The 17,367-nt window shown below is 42.1% G+C and carries 15 protein-coding genes; 8 read left to right on the top strand and 7 right to left on the bottom strand.

Annotated elements, in window-relative coordinates; all coding sequences use genetic code 11:
- Positions 1-27: 27 nt before the first annotated feature.
- A complete protein-coding gene (locus tag L4C32_RS17565) occupies positions 28-765 on the top strand; it encodes a PEP-CTERM sorting domain-containing protein (RefSeq protein WP_428198197.1) in 738 nt (245 codons plus the stop codon).
- A gap of 78 nt (positions 766-843) precedes the next feature.
- Here L4C32_RS17565 and L4C32_RS17570 read toward each other — a convergent pair whose 3' ends face one another.
- Positions 844-1,524 (bottom strand): Bax inhibitor-1 family protein, encoded by a 681-nt coding sequence (locus tag L4C32_RS17570; protein ID WP_428198198.1) that lies wholly within the window; start codon positions 1,522-1,524, stop codon positions 844-846.
- A 191-nt stretch (positions 1,525-1,715) separates the two neighbouring features.
- Between L4C32_RS17570 and L4C32_RS17575 the strand changes: the two genes are divergently transcribed.
- Positions 1,716-2,063: a RidA family protein gene (locus L4C32_RS17575; RefSeq protein ID WP_428198199.1), complete on the top strand. Its 348-nt coding sequence runs from the start codon at positions 1,716-1,718 to the stop codon at positions 2,061-2,063.
- A 48-nt stretch (positions 2,064-2,111) separates the two neighbouring features.
- Here the strand turns inward: L4C32_RS17575 and L4C32_RS17580 are convergent, their stop codons facing one another.
- Positions 2,112-2,642: a 3'-5' exonuclease gene (locus L4C32_RS17580; RefSeq protein WP_428198200.1), complete on the bottom strand. Its 531-nt coding sequence runs from the start codon at positions 2,640-2,642 to the stop codon at positions 2,112-2,114.
- 93 nt (positions 2,643-2,735) lie between these two features.
- Positions 2,736-4,238 (bottom strand): sensor domain-containing diguanylate cyclase, encoded by a 1,503-nt coding sequence (locus tag L4C32_RS17585; protein WP_428198201.1) that lies wholly within the window; start codon positions 4,236-4,238, stop codon positions 2,736-2,738.
- A gap of 287 nt (positions 4,239-4,525) precedes the next feature.
- Between L4C32_RS17585 and L4C32_RS17590 the strand changes: the two genes are divergently transcribed.
- The 4 genes from L4C32_RS17590 to L4C32_RS17605 all read left to right on the top strand — a co-directional run bounded on the left by L4C32_RS17590 (position 4,526) and on the right by L4C32_RS17605 (position 10,493).
- Entirely contained in the window at positions 4,526-5,158 is a 633-nt protein-coding gene (locus L4C32_RS17590) for a DUF2760 domain-containing protein (RefSeq protein WP_428198202.1), read from the top strand.
- A complete protein-coding gene (locus L4C32_RS17595; protein ID WP_428198203.1) occupies positions 5,158-6,999 on the top strand; it encodes an Hsp70 family protein in 1,842 nt (613 codons plus the stop codon). Before L4C32_RS17590 ends, L4C32_RS17595 begins: the two co-directional genes overlap by 1 nt.
- A 33-nt stretch (positions 7,000-7,032) precedes the next feature.
- Positions 7,033-9,843, top strand: coding sequence for an Hsp70 family protein (locus L4C32_RS17600; RefSeq protein WP_428198211.1), 2,811 nt, complete (start codon positions 7,033-7,035; stop codon positions 9,841-9,843).
- Between the two features lie 371 nt (positions 9,844-10,214).
- Positions 10,215-10,493 carry a hypothetical protein gene (locus tag L4C32_RS17605; protein ID WP_428198204.1) on the top strand — a complete coding sequence of 93 codons (279 nt, stop codon included), beginning with the start codon at positions 10,215-10,217 and terminating at the stop codon, positions 10,491-10,493.
- A gap of 19 nt (positions 10,494-10,512) precedes the next feature.
- Here L4C32_RS17605 and L4C32_RS17610 read toward each other — a convergent pair whose 3' ends face one another.
- A complete protein-coding gene (locus tag L4C32_RS17610) occupies positions 10,513-10,986 on the bottom strand; it encodes a DUF2947 domain-containing protein (RefSeq protein ID WP_428198205.1) in 474 nt (157 codons plus the stop codon).
- Between the two features lie 253 nt (positions 10,987-11,239).
- Here L4C32_RS17610 and L4C32_RS17615 point away from each other — a divergent pair, with 253 nt between their 5' ends.
- Positions 11,240-12,394: a Card1-like endonuclease domain-containing protein gene (locus tag L4C32_RS17615; RefSeq protein WP_428198206.1), complete on the top strand. Its 1,155-nt coding sequence runs from the start codon at positions 11,240-11,242 to the stop codon at positions 12,392-12,394.
- Positions 12,395-12,459: 65 nt separating this feature from the next.
- Here L4C32_RS17615 and udp read toward each other — a convergent pair whose 3' ends face one another.
- The 3 genes from udp to L4C32_RS17630 form a co-directional block, all read right to left on the bottom strand.
- Complete coding sequence (gene udp / locus L4C32_RS17620; protein WP_428198207.1) at positions 12,460-13,221, bottom strand: uridine phosphorylase; 762 nt, start codon at positions 13,219-13,221, stop codon at positions 12,460-12,462.
- 165 nt (positions 13,222-13,386) lie between these two features.
- Positions 13,387-15,744 (bottom strand): zinc/cadmium/mercury/lead-transporting ATPase, encoded by a 2,358-nt coding sequence (locus L4C32_RS17625; RefSeq protein WP_428198208.1) that lies wholly within the window; start codon positions 15,742-15,744, stop codon positions 13,387-13,389.
- A gap of 147 nt (positions 15,745-15,891) precedes the next feature.
- Positions 15,892-16,308 carry a CBS domain-containing protein gene (locus tag L4C32_RS17630; RefSeq protein ID WP_428198209.1) on the bottom strand — a complete coding sequence of 139 codons (417 nt, stop codon included), beginning with the start codon at positions 16,306-16,308 and terminating at the stop codon, positions 15,892-15,894.
- A gap of 258 nt (positions 16,309-16,566) precedes the next feature.
- Between L4C32_RS17630 and torD the strand changes: the two genes are divergently transcribed.
- Positions 16,567-17,214, top strand: coding sequence for a molecular chaperone TorD (gene torD, locus L4C32_RS17635; protein ID WP_428198210.1), 648 nt, complete (start codon positions 16,567-16,569; stop codon positions 17,212-17,214).
- Positions 17,215-17,367 lie beyond the last annotated feature (153 nt).

Below are 17,367 nucleotides of genomic sequence, written 5' to 3' on the forward strand. Positions count from 1 at the left end.
GTTTTAAAATAACAGGTAATAATAATAATGACTAAGCTAAACACACTGTTCATTTTGAGTTCTGTTTTTCTAACCACCCAAGCTCAAGCTGGATTGGTAAATATTCCTTTTAATGGCACATTTGATGAGGCTAGCATTGCAACAGAAGGGGGCCTTCCAGCAGGTGATTTCGACACGATAGGAGGCCTAGAAGATGTTGCGCTCTTCAATTTGGTGACGGGTGTTAATGAATTTTATGGGTCAATCTTCAGTCCAACTGACCCAGCCGATGTATTCACTGTTGGTATTGCTGCAGGTTTGAAGTTAACAGGGGCCACGATTCATTGGGGAACGAATCTACTCGGTGTTGGCTTTAAACCATTTGTTGATCAAACGGTCCCAGTAGATTACCGTCAGCAGAATACATGGGGAGACAATGCCCCTACTTGGTTCTTTGAAGAGAGCTCTACCGATCCTGAAATTTTCACTATCGCTGGATTAGAAGATGGACTAAATGGTGAAACAGGAAAAACCTTTCTTTCAGCTGAACTGGATGTCACAGAGGGAATCTATTCAAGTTTACTATCTGCAAGTGGTACCTGCGCACAATCGTATAGCTATGACAGTCAAGGGTTCTTGAACACAACATGTGTTGAAGGCATCGACTACAAAATGACCTACACTGTGGAATCCTTAACCCCAATTTCTCAGGTACCTGAACCAACGACTCTCGCTATCTTTGCTTTAGGATTATTTGGATTAGTCTCTCGCAAAACCCAAAAATAGTAACCCGTTCGTTTCTAGCTGCTTGGTATTAAGTGTTATACAAACGACGCTTAATACCTTGCTTATTCACTTCGAAAATTACAGGTGTTGGCTGACGGATCGCTTACGGCGAAAGGGTCTAAAAATCAAGCAGCCTAAAGAAAGAATATCCATGTAAACCGATGCTGCACTGTCCATTGAATTTATCACTGTTTTGGATATCTGATTCGCTCTTCCCCAGTCATAACCAATATAGCCACTGAATATCAGCGCAACAAATAGGTTGAACGAGTGGTGCTGTATATTCAACACCATGTACTCCGTCACCGTGACCAACAATAACAGTACAATGGCAATGAATAGAGTCAGAAATTTAAAAGCAAATACTCGTGGGAAAACCGTCGATAGGCACATCATAGAAAATGTCACAATACCAACGCTGGTGATGGTATCCGTCACTAAATGTGACGTACTGTGATCGGAAACAATAAGATTGATGGTTAACCCTAACGGAAGCACAACAACGTTATAACTGATAAAGCTAATTATGGGATTATCACTGTGTTTAAATAAAAATAATCCGATTAAACAGCAACTAAAATAGCCAAGATACAAAACGCCACTGGTAAACTGTTGTAACGATTCAATTGGAATAAGAGTAACGATGTACCAGTTAATAAAAAAGCCCCAACATAAGATAAGACCGATGTTTAAGTTGTAGAGCGACTCTCCAATTATTTGACCACTGCTAATTTTTCGATTGAAAACGTTCTCATCCATGAGGTTTGCCTAAACAGTTAATTACCCTAAGACATTACCTTGAATGTTTTAGTCAGACATGCACTTAGTTGATTATCTGTGACCTTTGCGATAAAGACTTAATGAACAATATTCGTCTCAATCACATACATAATTGGATTTTCAGTATATACTTTTTTGAAAACTATCACTTTTTATAAAAGGAGCCCGTTATGATCGAGCGTCACGACACCAAACAACGCATGAGCAGAATTGTTAACCACAATGGAACCATCTACCTATGTGGACAAGTTTGTAAAGACGCAACTCAAGGCATAACTGAACAAACTGTCACTATGCTTGAGAAAGTTGAGGACCTACTGCTGCAAGCTGGCAGTGATAAAGAGCACATCTTATCTGTTACTATCTATATCAAAGAGATGAGCCAATTTTCTGAAATGAATGCCGTGTGGGACAACTGGGTACCAGAAGGTCACGCACCCGCTAGAGCTTGTGTTGAAGCGAGTATGGCTAGAGAATCTCTCTTAGTTGAAATATCTGTCATTGCTGCTGAAAAGTAGAATAAAAAGAGGCCTCATGAGATGAAGCCTCATTTTATTGTGCAACCTCTACAACATCGTTAATGCTAACTTTGCAAGATTGTAAGCATCTACATAGCCTGAGTGCTGACGTCCTTCCCACTCAATATTTGCAATCTCTAATGCCCTTCTCTGCCCCATTCTGCTGCTTTTATGACGATGTTTGACACGAAACAAAGTCGCCAGGTTGATATACTCTTTGATTGGAAAATCCAACTGTTTCGCCAGACACTCTTGCTCTAAAATCTGATCGTCATGACCCCAAGCCGCATATATCTTGTTTGGTCCACCGAAATTCTTCACCATTGAACTGAGAACAGCGTCTAATGGACGGCCCTGCTTAGCAATTTTTTGACCTGAAATTCCTGTTAATTCTGTGCAAAACGGGGAGATTTCATCCAGCTCAGGCTTGACATAATATTGAGCACGTTTAGTTATTTGCGAGGTAGTGAGGTCAATCTCTGCTAATCCAATCTCAATGATCTCTCCCGTTCGACCTTTGCCATCGATGTTCCAACAACACATTTCCAGATCAAAACAGACGATTCGATTGAAGTTCATGATTTTCCTAAAGCAGATATAATTTTGAAGGCAGATTCTAGCGTAAGGGGGAGAAAAAAACGACCCCCAAAACCATGATAGCGTAGTAATTTACTATTTTACTAATGTTGCTCGATTTCGACCACTGTCCTTACTGGTATACAAGGCAAGGTCGACCTTTTTATACAGTTCATTCAACGACTCACCATGCCACACTTTTGCACCAATGCTCACGGTTTGATGTAACTGGATCTGTTCGAACGTTGTTGGAGAGTTGGCAATTGTATTACGAATATCTTCTATGAGTTTCTCGACTTTATCGTTTTCATTCAGTATAGATAAGATAGAGAATTCATCGCCTCCATGTCTAGAAAAGGTATCTTCTGGTCTTAATAATCCGGACACCATATCAGCGATATGTTTTAGCACAGCATCACCTGCTAGGTGACCATAATTATCATTAATGAGTTTAAACTCATCGACATCAAACGTGATTAAACTAAAGTCACTCTCAGTGGCAATCAGTTTCTCCAATTTAGTGGCAAAATGGCGACGATTAAAAATGCCGGTTACTATGTCATTATGAGCAAGGTATTGCAGTTCCTGGGTTTTTTTATCTAGAATCTCTGCCATTTCCTGTTTATCTCTTGAAATTAAAAAGGTAATAAATGACAACAGAACAGAGATAATCACACCAATGATTATCATAAAGAGAACAGTGGTTTTTTGCGTATTATTTAGTGTATCCGTTGTTTTAAAATGTATTTTCCACACTCTATTTTGCAACCTAATTTCACTTTTGACACTGATTCCCCCCTCCTCTTGCCAATTAGCACTTTGAAAGAGCAGCGGATCATCATCCGCTTCATAGCCACTATCCATAATTTGAATTTGCAAATTATCGCCCGCTAACGTTTTACCCAATAAATCATCAAAGTAGCGACTGATTCTAAAGGCACCCACCATTATCCCAATGATCTCATCACTTTGAATGACGGGGTAGTAGATCAACATCCCCGCTTTAGGGGCCGACTTGTCTTGACTGTCTTGGAGTAGTCTTAGCTTATCTGAGACATTAGGCTTACCAGACTTGAGCATCTCTGCTGTCACATGCTCAAAGCGAGTTCTTGAGGGGTAAAAGCCTAAGATGCGTGTAAAGCTCTCCTCTTTTGGATAGATATCTGCTACCACATAGATGGGTCTATCGTCTTGAAAGTAGTAACCTGTGTACTTAGGCTTATCTTGTGGTACCGTGAAAATGTCAAATTCGCTGTTGACCTTTCGTTTCTGTGCAACAAAATGGTCAATATCCGATTTTTCTACTTTTTTCATCCATTGTAACGATAGCAATGCCGTACCGCTCTCAATTAATCTCTTAGATAACGCAGCAAAATCTTGGGCATTTAACTGCTTATCCGAATGAAATAGATGCGCGCTAACCCCCATATGATCAATATCTTCATTAACAAGAACTTGCAAAAGATGTGTCTCTCTTTGTGCCGCATTCTCAAGAGACAGTACATTTGAGTATTGGTTGATATCCATCACCATTTTAGTGGCAAAAAAAGTAATCACTAAAACGAATAGACCTATGAGTAGTGAGTAAAACAACTTCATATCTCGCACAAAGCACCCATCTATAGATATTGGCAATAAGAGGATGACGCATAATCATCATGAGTTATAACTCCATTAACTATATATTATAAAAATGACACGTGCGTCATCATTCTTACTCATCGAGGGAGGAAATAYCAAAATGGATAAAAAAACACCAACCGAACTGAAAAATGGAGGAATAGTAAGCTCTTTTATCGCTGTACCTTGATTATGTGAAGGTTCACCGCTATAAAGCCTATTGAATTGACATCAGCCCGCTTACACCTTCAACATAGAGAAAAATTATGAATTTTGACATGAATAGCATGCCTGCCACATTCGATATTATCCATGCAGGTCTTGCCGCTTTTGGGATACTTTTCTTTTTCCTATTTGTGCTTAAAAAAGGCAAAGTGGTTGGGATTGAAAAAACCGTTGAAGTAGAAAAAATTGTTGAAGTAGAAACGCCTATTGAGAAGATCATAGAAGTCGAAAAAGTCATCGAAGTTGAGAGAATCGTCGAAAAAATAGTGGAAGTGGAGTCTAAGATTAAAACGGCCACGCCTGAATCAGCACTTCAACTGTTAGCTCTACTGCAAAGTGAAGCCCGTTTCATTGATTTTTTGCGTGAAGACCTAACAGGATTTGATGACTCTGATGTGGGCGCCGCAGCCCGAGTTATTCATGAAGGTGGTCAAAAGGTATTAGCGGATTATTTCACGCTATCGCCTATTCGTAATGAAGATGAAGAGAGCTCTATCACTTTAGCTGAAGGGTTTAATGCCACGGAAGTACGCCTTACCGGCAACGTGGTTGGTCATGCGCCTTTTACCGGGACACTTATCCATAAAGGGTGGAAGGTGACCTCCATTTCACTCCCAAAAATGGTTGATGGATACGATGCTTATATCATTGCACCTGCGGAGGTTGAGCTTTAATGGATAATCGTCACACTCAGTACGGCAATTACAGCGTTGGTATCGATTTAGGCACAACTCATTGCGTATTATCCTACGTTGAACTCGCTGATGATAATCACTCTGTCCATATTATGGAGATTCCTCAACTAACCTCTCCGGGACAAGTTGAGAATCGACAGCAGCTCCCTTCATTTATCTATCAGGCACACGCTGCTGAACTGGCTGAAAACGACACAGCACTTCCTTGGACAACAGAGCCTACCGCAATTGTAGGTGGTATTGCTCGTCAACTTGGCAGTAAAACTCCTATTCGACTAGTGGCTAGCGCCAAAAGCTGGTTATGCCACGGTGGTGTAAATCGTCGCGATGCTTTTTTACCTTTAAATAGCCCAGAAGAGGTCGAGAAAATCTCTCCCCTTCAAGCAACCATCGACTATCTTGAGCACCTAAAGTGTGCTTGGGACCACCAACACCCTCACTCTCCACTGACAGCTCAAGAGGTTACGATCACTGTCCCTGCTTCTTTTGATCCAGCTGCTAGAGATTTAACCGCAGAAGCTGCCAATCAAGTTGGGTTTACGCATGTGACACTCCTTGAAGAGCCGCAAGCTGCCGTTTATAGCTGGATAAAAAACTGTGATGATAGCTGGCGGGATCAAGTTTCTGTCGGTGATGTGATTCTTGTGGTTGATGTTGGTGGCGGCACCACAGATCTCTCTTTAGTTGCTGTTACTGAAGAGAGTGGCAACTTAACTCTAAACCGGGTGGCAGTCGGTGATCACATTCTGCTCGGTGGCGATAATATGGACCTAGCTCTAGCGTATCGTCTCAAGATGAAACTCGCGAGCGAAGGTAAACAGTTGCAACCTTGGCAGATTCAAGCGATTACTCACGCTTGCCGCGACGCAAAAGAGGCACTCTTAAGCCAATTAGACCTGGAGTCTGTACCGATTGTAGTGCCAAGCCGTGGTTCTAAATTGCTTGGTGCCACGCTAAAAACTGAACTGACCCAACATGAAGTTCAACAGACCTTAATTGAAGGTTTCTTCCCACAGACTCTAATTACCGATCTGCCGGTTCAAACACCAAGAAGTGCGTTGACGCAAATTGGACTTCCCTATGCGCAAGATGCGGCTGTGACTCGTCATGTCGCCAGCTTCTTGACCAAACAGAGTACGGCAGCTGATGAGCTATTTGCTCACTCTAATACCAGTAACTTTATCAAACCTTCCGCCATTTTATTTAATGGCGGTGTTTTAAAGTCCACTCACATTGCCGAACGCCTACTCTCGACAATTAATCAATGGTTAACCGATGCTGGCGCGGAGAAGGTGTTCTTATTAGAAGGCCTAGATCTTGACCTTGCTGTTGCCAGTGGTGCCTCTTACTACGGTACGGTGCGCCAGGGTAAAGGCGTTCGTATTCGTGGTGGTATTGCTAGCAGCTATTATGTGGGCATAGAAAGTGCGATGCCTGCTATTCCTGGGATGGAACCCCCTATTGAAGCTTTATGTGTCGCCCCTTTTGGAATGGAAGAGGGATCGCATATCAATGTTCCAAGTCAACCATTTGGGCTGGTTATTGGCCAACCCGTTCAATTTCGATTCTTCGGTTCGACGACACGACGTGATGATTCAGCGGGAACTCATCTTGATTTCTGGATGCCAGAAGATCTTGAAGAGCTACCTCCTATTCAAGTGACCTTACCTGTTATCGAAGGCCGTTCAAGTGGTGAAATAGTCCCAGTAAATCTGGCTGCGAAAGTAACAGAACTAGGCACTCTCTGCTTAGAAGCTATCCCTTGTGATGGTGGTGATAAGTGGAATATTGAGTTTGACGTCCGTTCGAACAATGCATAAATAGTAATATTGGAGCGTTAAATGGCATCACCAATTCATCAACCTCAATTTTTAATTGGCATTGATTTAGGTACCACGCATACTGTGCTCGCCTATTCTGATATTGGTGATGGCATCGAGAAAAGCGCCATTTCCATTTTTAACATCGACCAGTTAATTGGTCCTGGTGAAGTGGTCAGAAAACCTCTGCTACCTTCCTTTCGATTTCATCCATCAAACCAACAAGTTTCAGAACAAGATCTCACTCTACCATGGTTAAATCATCCAGTAGAGGGAGACCTATCTCACGTCATCATAGGTGAATGGGCTCGCGAGTTAGGCAGTAAAGTGGAAGGTCGCCAAGTTGTCAGTGCCAAGAGTTGGCTTTCGCACTCTGGTGTTGATCGCACTGAAGATATTTTGCCTTGGGCTTCCGCTAAAGAGGTCGAGCGTGTCTCTCCTATTGTTGCCTCAGCCAGCTATTTAAATCATATACGCCAATCATGGAATTACCATCATCCGAACGCTTTAATTGAGCATCAAGAGGTAGTGATTACAGTCCCCGCTTCTTTTGATGAAGCAGCTAGAAGCTACACACTGCAAGCGGCTAAACTCGCAGGGCTTACTAACACCGTATTGTTGGAAGAGCCACAGGCAGTCTGTTATGACTGGTATCATCAACATCAGCATCAAGCTCAACAACAACTTCGTGATTTGCCTCTGATACTCATTTGTGATGTTGGCGGTGGCACCACCGACCTCAGCTTAATTAAAGCGTCGTTTAGCGATGAGGAATTACATCTCGAACGAATAGGTGTAGGTGATCATTTAATGTTAGGAGGAGATAACCTAGACCTTGCCCTCGCTCATCTTGCAGAACAACGTCTAAGTGGCGATCACAAATTGAAGGCGGCGACCTTAACCAAACTGATCCAACAAACTCGAAAAGCGAAAGAGCGCCTGCTTAGTGACGATCCTCCTGATGTCAGCAAAATCACATTACTGGGTAGTGGCTCTCGTTTAATTGGTGGTAGCAAAAGTGTCGAAATAACCAAAGAGGAAGTGCATCATATTGCTTTGGATGGCTTCTTCCCCATGACCACGTTTAAACAAATGCCGAATCAACGGCGTGCTGCTGTGGTAGAATTTGGTCTGCCTTATGCTGCCGATCCTGCAATCAGCAAGCACCTTGCTCAATTTATTGATGCTCACCGTCTGCCATGTAGTGACGCGCTGGCCCTTGACCCATTAGGCAACCATGCCGCAATCCCTACCGCTGTTTTACTTAATGGTGGTGTATTTAATAGCAACCTTCTTCGGCAACGTGTGCTCGACCTCTTCTCTCAATGGAGTGGTAGTGATATCGTTGAACTGAGTAACCCTCACCCAAACCTTGCCGTGGCTTATGGCGCGGTGGTTTATGCTAAAGCTCGACACGGTACTCAACTTAAAATTATGGGAGGCACTGCCCGCTCCTACTATCTCTTATTGGAAGAGAAGAATCGGACTCGACGTGCACTATGCTTACTCTCCAAAGGGACCGAGGAAGGGGTTGAGATCCGTTTACACGGTAGAGAATTTGACCTCACGTTAGGCGAACCTGTTCGCTTCACTATTCTTAGTTCTACCCATGATTCAATTAGCCAAGCAGGCGCTATCCATCAAGTTAACCCAGATGATTATCAAGCACTACCGCCTTATGTTGTGACGCTAAAAAGCAGTCGCTCTGCTGATGAGTTGCATGCCAACCAAAAGGACAGAGTGCGTGTCAGTTTAGCCTGCCAATATACCGAGGTGGGTACACTAAAACTTGAATGTGTTAGCTTACAAGACGACACACTACGTTGGGATGTTGAGGTTGAAATCCGTAAAGAGTCAGCCAACGGTGACTCAACAATCGATGATGATCCTGACCAGCTAGACCCTAAGCAACAGCAAGCTATAGAGCTAATCAATACCGTTTACGGGCCAGCAAAACCAAATCTTGATACCAGTGATGCAGTGAAAACACTGAATAAAGACCTAGAAAAAAAACTCGGTAATAGAAATCAATGGGACTCTTCGAATTTACGTCAACTATTCTCCCCAATAATTTCAGGTAAAAAAAGGCGTCGCCGCTCAGAGCTGCATGAACGTAACTGGCTTAAGTTAGCCGGCTTCACCTTAAGACCCGGTTTTGGCTTTCATACTGATCAATGGCGTATTGATCAAATTTGGCCTATTTATCAACAAGGCATTCATTTCAAATCAAAGCAGAGTTGGAATGATTGGTGGACATTATGGCGTCGTGTTGCTGGAGGCCTAAATCAACAACAGCAAGAAGCGATTCTTACCGATGTTGCTAAATACCTTCACCCTGCCAGTATTCGTAACCCCAAAATGGTTAAAGAGTCAGAAGAGCGGAGTTATGAAGGCATGGTTAAACTGTCTGCCTCTTTAGAGCACCTTGATGTGGATGATAAAATTCTACTCGCTAGCTGGTTTTTAAAACGATTAAAGAAAACCGCTTTTGCCCAAGCACATTGGTGGGCTCTCGGTCGTCTCGCTAGCCGCTCTCTTTTCTATGGACATGCCAACAGTGTTATACCACCAGAACAGGTTGCCAATTGGATGTCTGAACTACTGGTTTTAAACTGGAAGCAGCAGCCTATCATCGGTTTTGCTGCTGTATTGATGTGTCGCAAAACAGGTGACCGAACCTTGGACATTGCTCAACCTCTACGAGACACTGTTCTAACTAAGCTGAAGGCAAGCCGCGCACCTGACAGTTGGGTTCAATTAGTCGCGACTCAAAAAGTATTGGATGAATCAGAGACACAGCGTCTGTTTGGGGAAGCACTGCCTGCGGGTTTACAGCTTCGTTAAATGGTAGGTGTGGAAGGCGTGTCATACTGGCAACTCATTATCAATCATAACAGTTTCACGCCTTATTGACTCTACTGGTATTTCCAATTTTTAGTGATGTCATCCCCCTATTTATGACATGTCTTTTTCCCCGCCACTCGCTACTCTAGTTATTATTCACCCTGTGTTATGCAATCGAGTCAATATTGTCTATTTTCTCTACGAATGTTAATTTTATCAATAAAGAACATAAGTTGTATTTATTATGCTGCATAGGTATTAAATATRAGAACTCTTTATGGATTTGACCACTCTCGTCAAAAAAAGTGTGTTCTTAAAATATAATTATAAAAAGACAATATGACTACCCATTTATTAGAGACAATTTTATTATGCTTGCACTAACCTTACTAATGCTGATCCCACTCTACTTCATTGTCTGGTATTGGTTTGCTACTCGCAAATTACGTTTTGCGGTAAACCGAGTATCATCCCTGTTTTCAGTGCCGAATAATATCGCATTAGGTTGGATTTTGGTGAACAAAAAACAGATGGGGTTGGTTGAGTTTGAAACCTTCATTGAAAGAATTTGTGAGGCATCGGCCTCTGTTGTTCGCACAAATTTTCGTGATTTGGAGTGTTATATCGCTGCTTATCATCCTAATAACTAATAAGCAGCGCTAATTGCTATTAGCTACGGTTTCCGAGCTGAACTTGCCCTTTGGAATCAAACCAAAGTGCTTGTTTCTTTTTCTTTCCGATCAAAAACGGGAGTTCATCAAAAAAGAGGAAATTTTTCCACGCTTTTTTAAATATTCCCCATTTGGTTTCCACAATATTGTATTTATCGTAACAAAAATAGACAGTGACATCGTCAGTCCAATCAATGAAAGTCAAAATTTCATCGGGCAGAGATTCATCATCACTCTCCCAACGCTGTTGCCAATCAACTTTATCAATCCAATTAGTCATTTTTTTCGCCCAATCTTCTTTTGCTAAACGTTCGGCATCAGGACTGTGCTGACTAATATGATCACGCCATAGTTGAGATGATCGAGCTTGTGTATACGGTTTTATATGCACCAAATCTTCAGGGGATACTGGCATAGATTGATGAGTAAAAATCCATTTACGGCTGTATTCTTCTAGTGGCTGGTAATTCATTCAAAGTCCTAACGGTGAATTTAACATCATTGAAAATGTTAATCATGTGACAGCTTTATTAAAGATTGCGATATTGTACTCTCTGTTTATTTCAATATCCTACGTTTAATTACGATCATTGTTAAAATTTACTYTATTTCATAARGTTTCCTTGATCATGCTGGCTATAACCCCATATAGTTATTGTGGGTACGTTACTTTTCTTCATTTTCATTTTCAGTACCCCTATTGTCATAGCTGCAAAGGAGTCTGAATGACTGTACATATAGGTATCATTGATCAAGATCCTGTTCGTTTAATTACCCCACTTTTAGATGAGTCTGTTGCCGGAAATCACATGGTATTCATTGGCGATGCATCTCAGTTTGAGCTGTTTAAACGCTTCCATGATATTTTAGCAGTGCGCTCTATCACCTCAGAGTTTTATGAAATCCCCTCTGTTGTGAACACATCGGTGATCAAACAGTCTATTCAAGATCTTGCTACTGCATTAACAGATCGGTTTACCACGCTTAATTTTAATGCCAGTTGTGGTTTACGACACCGTCTTCTCTCTGCATATGAGGTTTTTCGTAGCCATCGACTGCCTATCTTTGTGGTAGAACCTAACAGTGACAAACTGTGCTGGCTTTACCCTGACGGTTTATCACAGCAGCACGTCGCAGATAATATTCAGCTGAGTGATTATTTAGCTATCTTTGGCGCTCGTTGTGAGTTTTCAGAAGAGCAAGAGCTTAATGAAAAGCTAAATATCCAACTTCAAGACTTATGTCAACGTTGGGCCAGTAATGCGTTAGAACTCGGTCCAGGACTTGCCACTCTCAATTACCTTGCTACCACTTGTCGTAAAGAACAAAAGCTCGCGATTGAACTTACCGAGAAGCAGCAAGGCTATCGCGAAGTGAATATGCTATTGAATGATCTTGTGGATACTGGTCTAGCAACCTACGCAAACGGCCTGCTTACTTTTGATTGCGAAGAAGCACGCCGCTTTGCCAACGGTGAATGGTTAGAGAACCTCGTTCACAATACTGTTAAAGATATTCAAAATCGCTTACCCACTCTTCAAGACCACTCTTTGAACGTTCAAGTTTACCGAAAAATTGGTGAAAAGGATGTTCGAAACGAACTCGACGTAGCTTCAGTGGTGAACAACAAGCTGTATATTATTGAGTGCAAAACGAAGGGAATGCGTGACGACGGAGATGACACCCTATATAAACTTGAGTCACTGCGCGATCTGTTAGGTGGTCTTCAAGCTCGTGCGATGTTAGTGAGTTTCCGGCCACTTCGTAACAATGACTTAGTTAGGGCAAAAGATTTAGGGCTCGCGATCATCGGTCCTGATGAACTTAAAAACTTAAATCAGTATCTCTTTGAGTGGTTCCAAGCCGCAGGTGGTCAATAACCGCCCCCTGATACAACAAAGCCGCGCTAAGAGCGCGGCTTTTTTGATGTGTCTAACTGTTTGTATTAACGCAACATGTTTCGTGCTGCTTCAACAACCACTTTAATTGAACGCATTTCTGTGACTTTCAATGTTTCATGGTCTGGAATCTCTTTTTGAGTACGGTTGATAATCACACCCGCAACACAACCTGCTTTAAGGCCAGAACTTGCGCACATGGTCAATAGTGTGGCTGACTCCATTTCAAAGTTCAAAACGCCCATATCTTGCCACTCTTGCATCGAGCCTTGGAAGCGCTTAACGACACGGCCTGAGAATGTATCATAACGCTCTTGACCAGGATAGAAAGTATCACTTGACGCGGTAATCCCCATATGTACTTTAGCGCCTTCCGATTCCACTGCTGCTTTCATTGCTGTCGCAACATCAAAATCCGCAACTGCAGGGAATTCCATAGGAGCAAAGTGTAAACTTGCGCCATCTAAACGGACTGAACCCGTAGAAACAATCATATCACCAACATTGACATGTTCTTGAATCGCTCCAGTCGTCCCAACACGTAAAAAAGTGCGAACACCCAGTTGAGCTAACTCTTCTACTGCAATCGAGGTTGATGGACCACCGATACCCGTAGAGCAAACAATGACAGATTTCCCTTCTAGCTGCGCTCGATACACCGTGTACTCTCTATGACTGGCTAAGAATTCAGGGTTATCCATCTGTTCAGCAATTTTCTGTACGCGGCCAGGATCGCCTGGAATAATGGCTAACTCCGCACCGTTAAGGTCCTCTTGTGTCACACCAAGGTGAAATACTGTTGTTGTCATAATCGATTCCTTTATCAAGCTATTAACGATAAGTAATGTCTCAATGTAACGAATTCACACTCAGCATAAAGTGAGATAGCGCACAACAATGCAAAGATAAGAGTGAGCAGTTACATTATATATTGAAGTCGATCACTCTTTGACGTGTTGATGTTCAATTTGCCATCAACTATGACTGCTCAGCGCCTCTGACTGAATGGGGTCTTCACCCTGCTGTTGTTTTTTAAACCTCAACAGCCTAAGTGCATTCAATGTGACTAATGCCGTTGCTCCACTGTCAGCTAAAACGGCGACCCATAAGCCAGTAAAACCGAATAACGTCGTGACTAAAAAGACCGCTTTTAGTCCAAGTGCTATGGTGATGTTCTGTCTAATTATGCCGAGCGTCGAACGTGAGAGTGCAATCATTGTAGGTAACTCTGCCACTCTATTGTGCGTTAATGCAGCATCTGCTGTTTCAAGCGCAACATCTGAACCGCCTCCCATCGCAATGCCAATCAATGCAGATTTCATCGCCGGAGCATCGTTAATGCCATCACCAACCATTGCCACCTCATTTGTCTGTGACTCTGATTCAATGGCTTTGACTTTGTCAATCGGCAACAGCTCTGCACGATATTCAATACCAATCTCTTTGGCTATCGCTTTTGCTGCACGTTCATTATCTCCAGTTAACATAACAGAACGAACACCCAACTGCTTTAGTTGTTCAACCGCTATGGCAGCATCTTCTCTTAGTTCATCTCTCCAAGCCAAAATCCCAACCAGACGTTGGTCGGCGGTGACCACCACCACGGTTTTACCTTGAGATTCCAACTCTTTTACTTGCTGGCTCTGAGACCATTCTAGTTCAACATCAGAATGTTTTGGTGCCAATATTGAAATTAATTGCTGTTTATAAACGCCACTGACCCCTCGACCAACTAATGCTTGCCTCTGTTCAGCTTCAGTAACAACAATACCTTGCTGTTCAGCTCGGATAACGACCGCTTTTGCTAATGGGTGGCTTGAGCCAACCTCAACAGAAGCGGCTAGCTCCAGTAATGTACTTTCACTATCTACAAGTGTCTCATCACTGACAATAATATCGGTTAATTCAGGTTTACCTTTGGTTAACGTTCCCGTTTTATCAAATGCAACCACAGTCACTCTGCCAAGCTGCTCTAGTGCTGCTCCACCTTTGATCAATGCACCATGTTTTGCCGCTGCTGCTAAGCCTGAAGTAATCGCCGCCGGAGTAGAAATCACTAACGCACAGGGACACGCGATTAATAACAGTGTCAAACCTCGGTATATCCACGTATCCCACTGCCCAGAAAACAATAATGGTGGCGTCACAATCACCAATAAAGCAAATAGCATCATCACAGGGGTATACCAACGACTGAATTTATCCAGAAATCGTTCTAAGGGTGCTTTACGTGATTCCGCTTCTTCAATCAGGTGCAAAATACGATCAATGGCATTCTCTCCCTGTTTTGAAGTCACTCTAAACGTAATCACACGATCGCTAACCACCGTGCCTGCCATCAGTTTGGCACCCATACTTTTCGAAACGGGTACTGACTCTCCAGTTAACGCACTCTCATCAATATCAGCATAATCACTGGTTAATAGGCCGTCTGCCGGTAATCTTGACCCAGGTGCAACCTCAATAATATCTCCTTCAACAAGTTCAGAGGCATCAACAACACTTCTTGTACCATCACTCTGAATTAACGTTGCTTGTTCAGGGACTAATGCCATTAATGCTTGCACACCACTTCTTGCACGAGATGAGGCGTACGCTTCTAATTGCTCACCTAACATGAACAACAAAATAACCATGGCGGCTTCGACGGTTTCCCCTAAGTAGATAGCACCGATTGCCGCAACACTCATTAAGGTTTCAATTGAGAAAGGGCTGCCATTTCTGGCTAATCGGTACGCTTTATAACTAATTGGAAATAAACCAAAGATTGCGGAGACGGTAAAGGCAAGCTCTCCAAGTCCTGCGTTGGTTTGTTTAATAACAAGTGATATAACCAGTAGTGTCAATAACAGCAGAAAGTTGATATTTTTTTTAATAAAAGAGGGCTCTTCCTCGGTACTTTTACTATTTGAAGCGCGTAATGTAAATCCGCTCTCTTTTACTTTTTCAGTCACTTGAGACAGCGCTTTATCGCTATTGGTTGATACGATAAGTTTTTCGGTAGCGAACAGCACCCTCACCTCTTCGACCTCAGGGATAGCACTGACGGCTTTTTCAATCTTTTTAGCACAACTCGGGCAGTCCATCCCACTAACGATCCAGCTTTTGCTAAAAACAAATGGCGTAGCTTTAACCGTTTTGGGGTCCGACTCCCCAGTCTCTTCCTCAACACAACATGCGCTAGAGCCTCCACTATCCACACTGCAACAATCCTCTTGTGCTGTAAGCGGTTTAATCGACATTATTTTCTTAGTCGCACAGCATGAGCTGCTCGGGTTATGTTTATGATCTAGGCCCTGGGTTGTCGAGCCACAACGTTTTTTAGTGCACATAGTCACTCCTTTGTCTTCATATTATTAACAGTTACGATACTGAAATAAGTATAAAGCTTGGAGTTACCTCCAAGGTCAAGTCTATTATCACCATTTATAAAAAAAGTGCCTATTAAGGCACTTCATTAACAGAGTCACGTGGTTTGACTACACTGGATGTTTAAAGCAATCTCCAACTGCATTACTAATCGCTCTCAATACATCTCTTCGAGAAATAACACCGACCAGTTTATCATTTACAGTGACGGGATAGAGTTTAGGTTTTAGATCGATCATCTGTTCTGCCACTGCAATAATCGTATCTTCGGGAGAGACGGTTAATACTTCACTGTTCATACAGTCAGCAACATTATAAGTATCTTGACAGTAATAGCTCACTTTCAGCATTGCTTGAATCATATCTTGCTCTGAAATGAACCCAACCACTTTATGATTATCATCGATTACAGGACCACCTGTTTGGCTTGAAGCAACGAGTTTTTCAAGTGCCGCTGTTAATGACATCTTTGCCGTAAATGTCACGGGATGTGCGCGCATATATGCGCTTACTTTTAATGTATCCATGTCGCCTCCAAACCTTTTCAATTTATCTGTGGTTTATGTTACTGGTTTAGTAACTGTTGAAAAATTGAAACTCCCTATTACTCTGATAGTTAAAACCGTCCATATGTAAACCTACAATGGTTCAAACTTAGTCACAATCGAATTGCTTATCATAAGTATAGTTCGTAGTTTAAAAAACAGGCTGTTACATTCTGTTTTTATCATTTTTAATATAAAGAGTGTTATTCTTGTCGAGAATCTACAAATATTGGAGTGACCATGCAAGATCAGATCAATTTCAACCAACAACGCGCCGAAATATACTGGTGGATATCCAGTTTATTAGCACACGAATTAACGGTTGAACAACTCGAGAGTTATTATAAATCTGATATCCAACAATTTCTTTCTGAATTGGGTGAAACACCTGAGCTATCAGCATCAATCACTCAGATTAAAAATAGCATTGCCGCCTTGCAACTCAGAGAAGATGCTCAGTTAGAGCTATCTGCCGACTTTTGTGGTCTATTCCTTACCACCCCAAAATCAGCGGCGCTCCCATACGCTTCTATGTATAGAGGTGATTCTCAACAGCTTAATGGTCAACCCGCACAAGAGATGATGGAGTGGCTTAAAAAATTCGACATCGCTCAAAAGTCAGATTTTAATGAACCGACTGATCACATCGCGATTCAACTCGACTTTTTAGGTAACTTAATTCTACTCTCGAACCAAAGTGACGATGAAACAAGCTTTGAGGCATTAATGCAACAACAGTTGCTGTTTATCAATCAGCAACTGTTAAGTTGGGTACCTGCATTTTCTCAAGAGTGTGTAGAGCGTGATAGTTTCGGATTTTATGCCTCAATTACTGCATTTTTATTGGCATTTATTGACCTCGATAAACGTTTTCTATCAGGGGAATAATAAGTTGATATAGGATAAGTTAATCTCATTTTTTATAAGATGAGATAAAAGTTTGATTGTGAGTTGAGTGGGTTAATACTAGTATAGGCGTTAACGCAATCGATTAACTATTATACCTATTTCATACTGGTAATTTAAACCGCTGTTTATAAG

The sequence above is a fragment of the Aliivibrio kagoshimensis genome (genome assembly GCF_050337105.1).
GTDB classification, from domain to species: domain Bacteria; phylum Pseudomonadota; class Gammaproteobacteria; order Enterobacterales; family Vibrionaceae; genus Aliivibrio_A; species Aliivibrio_A kagoshimensis.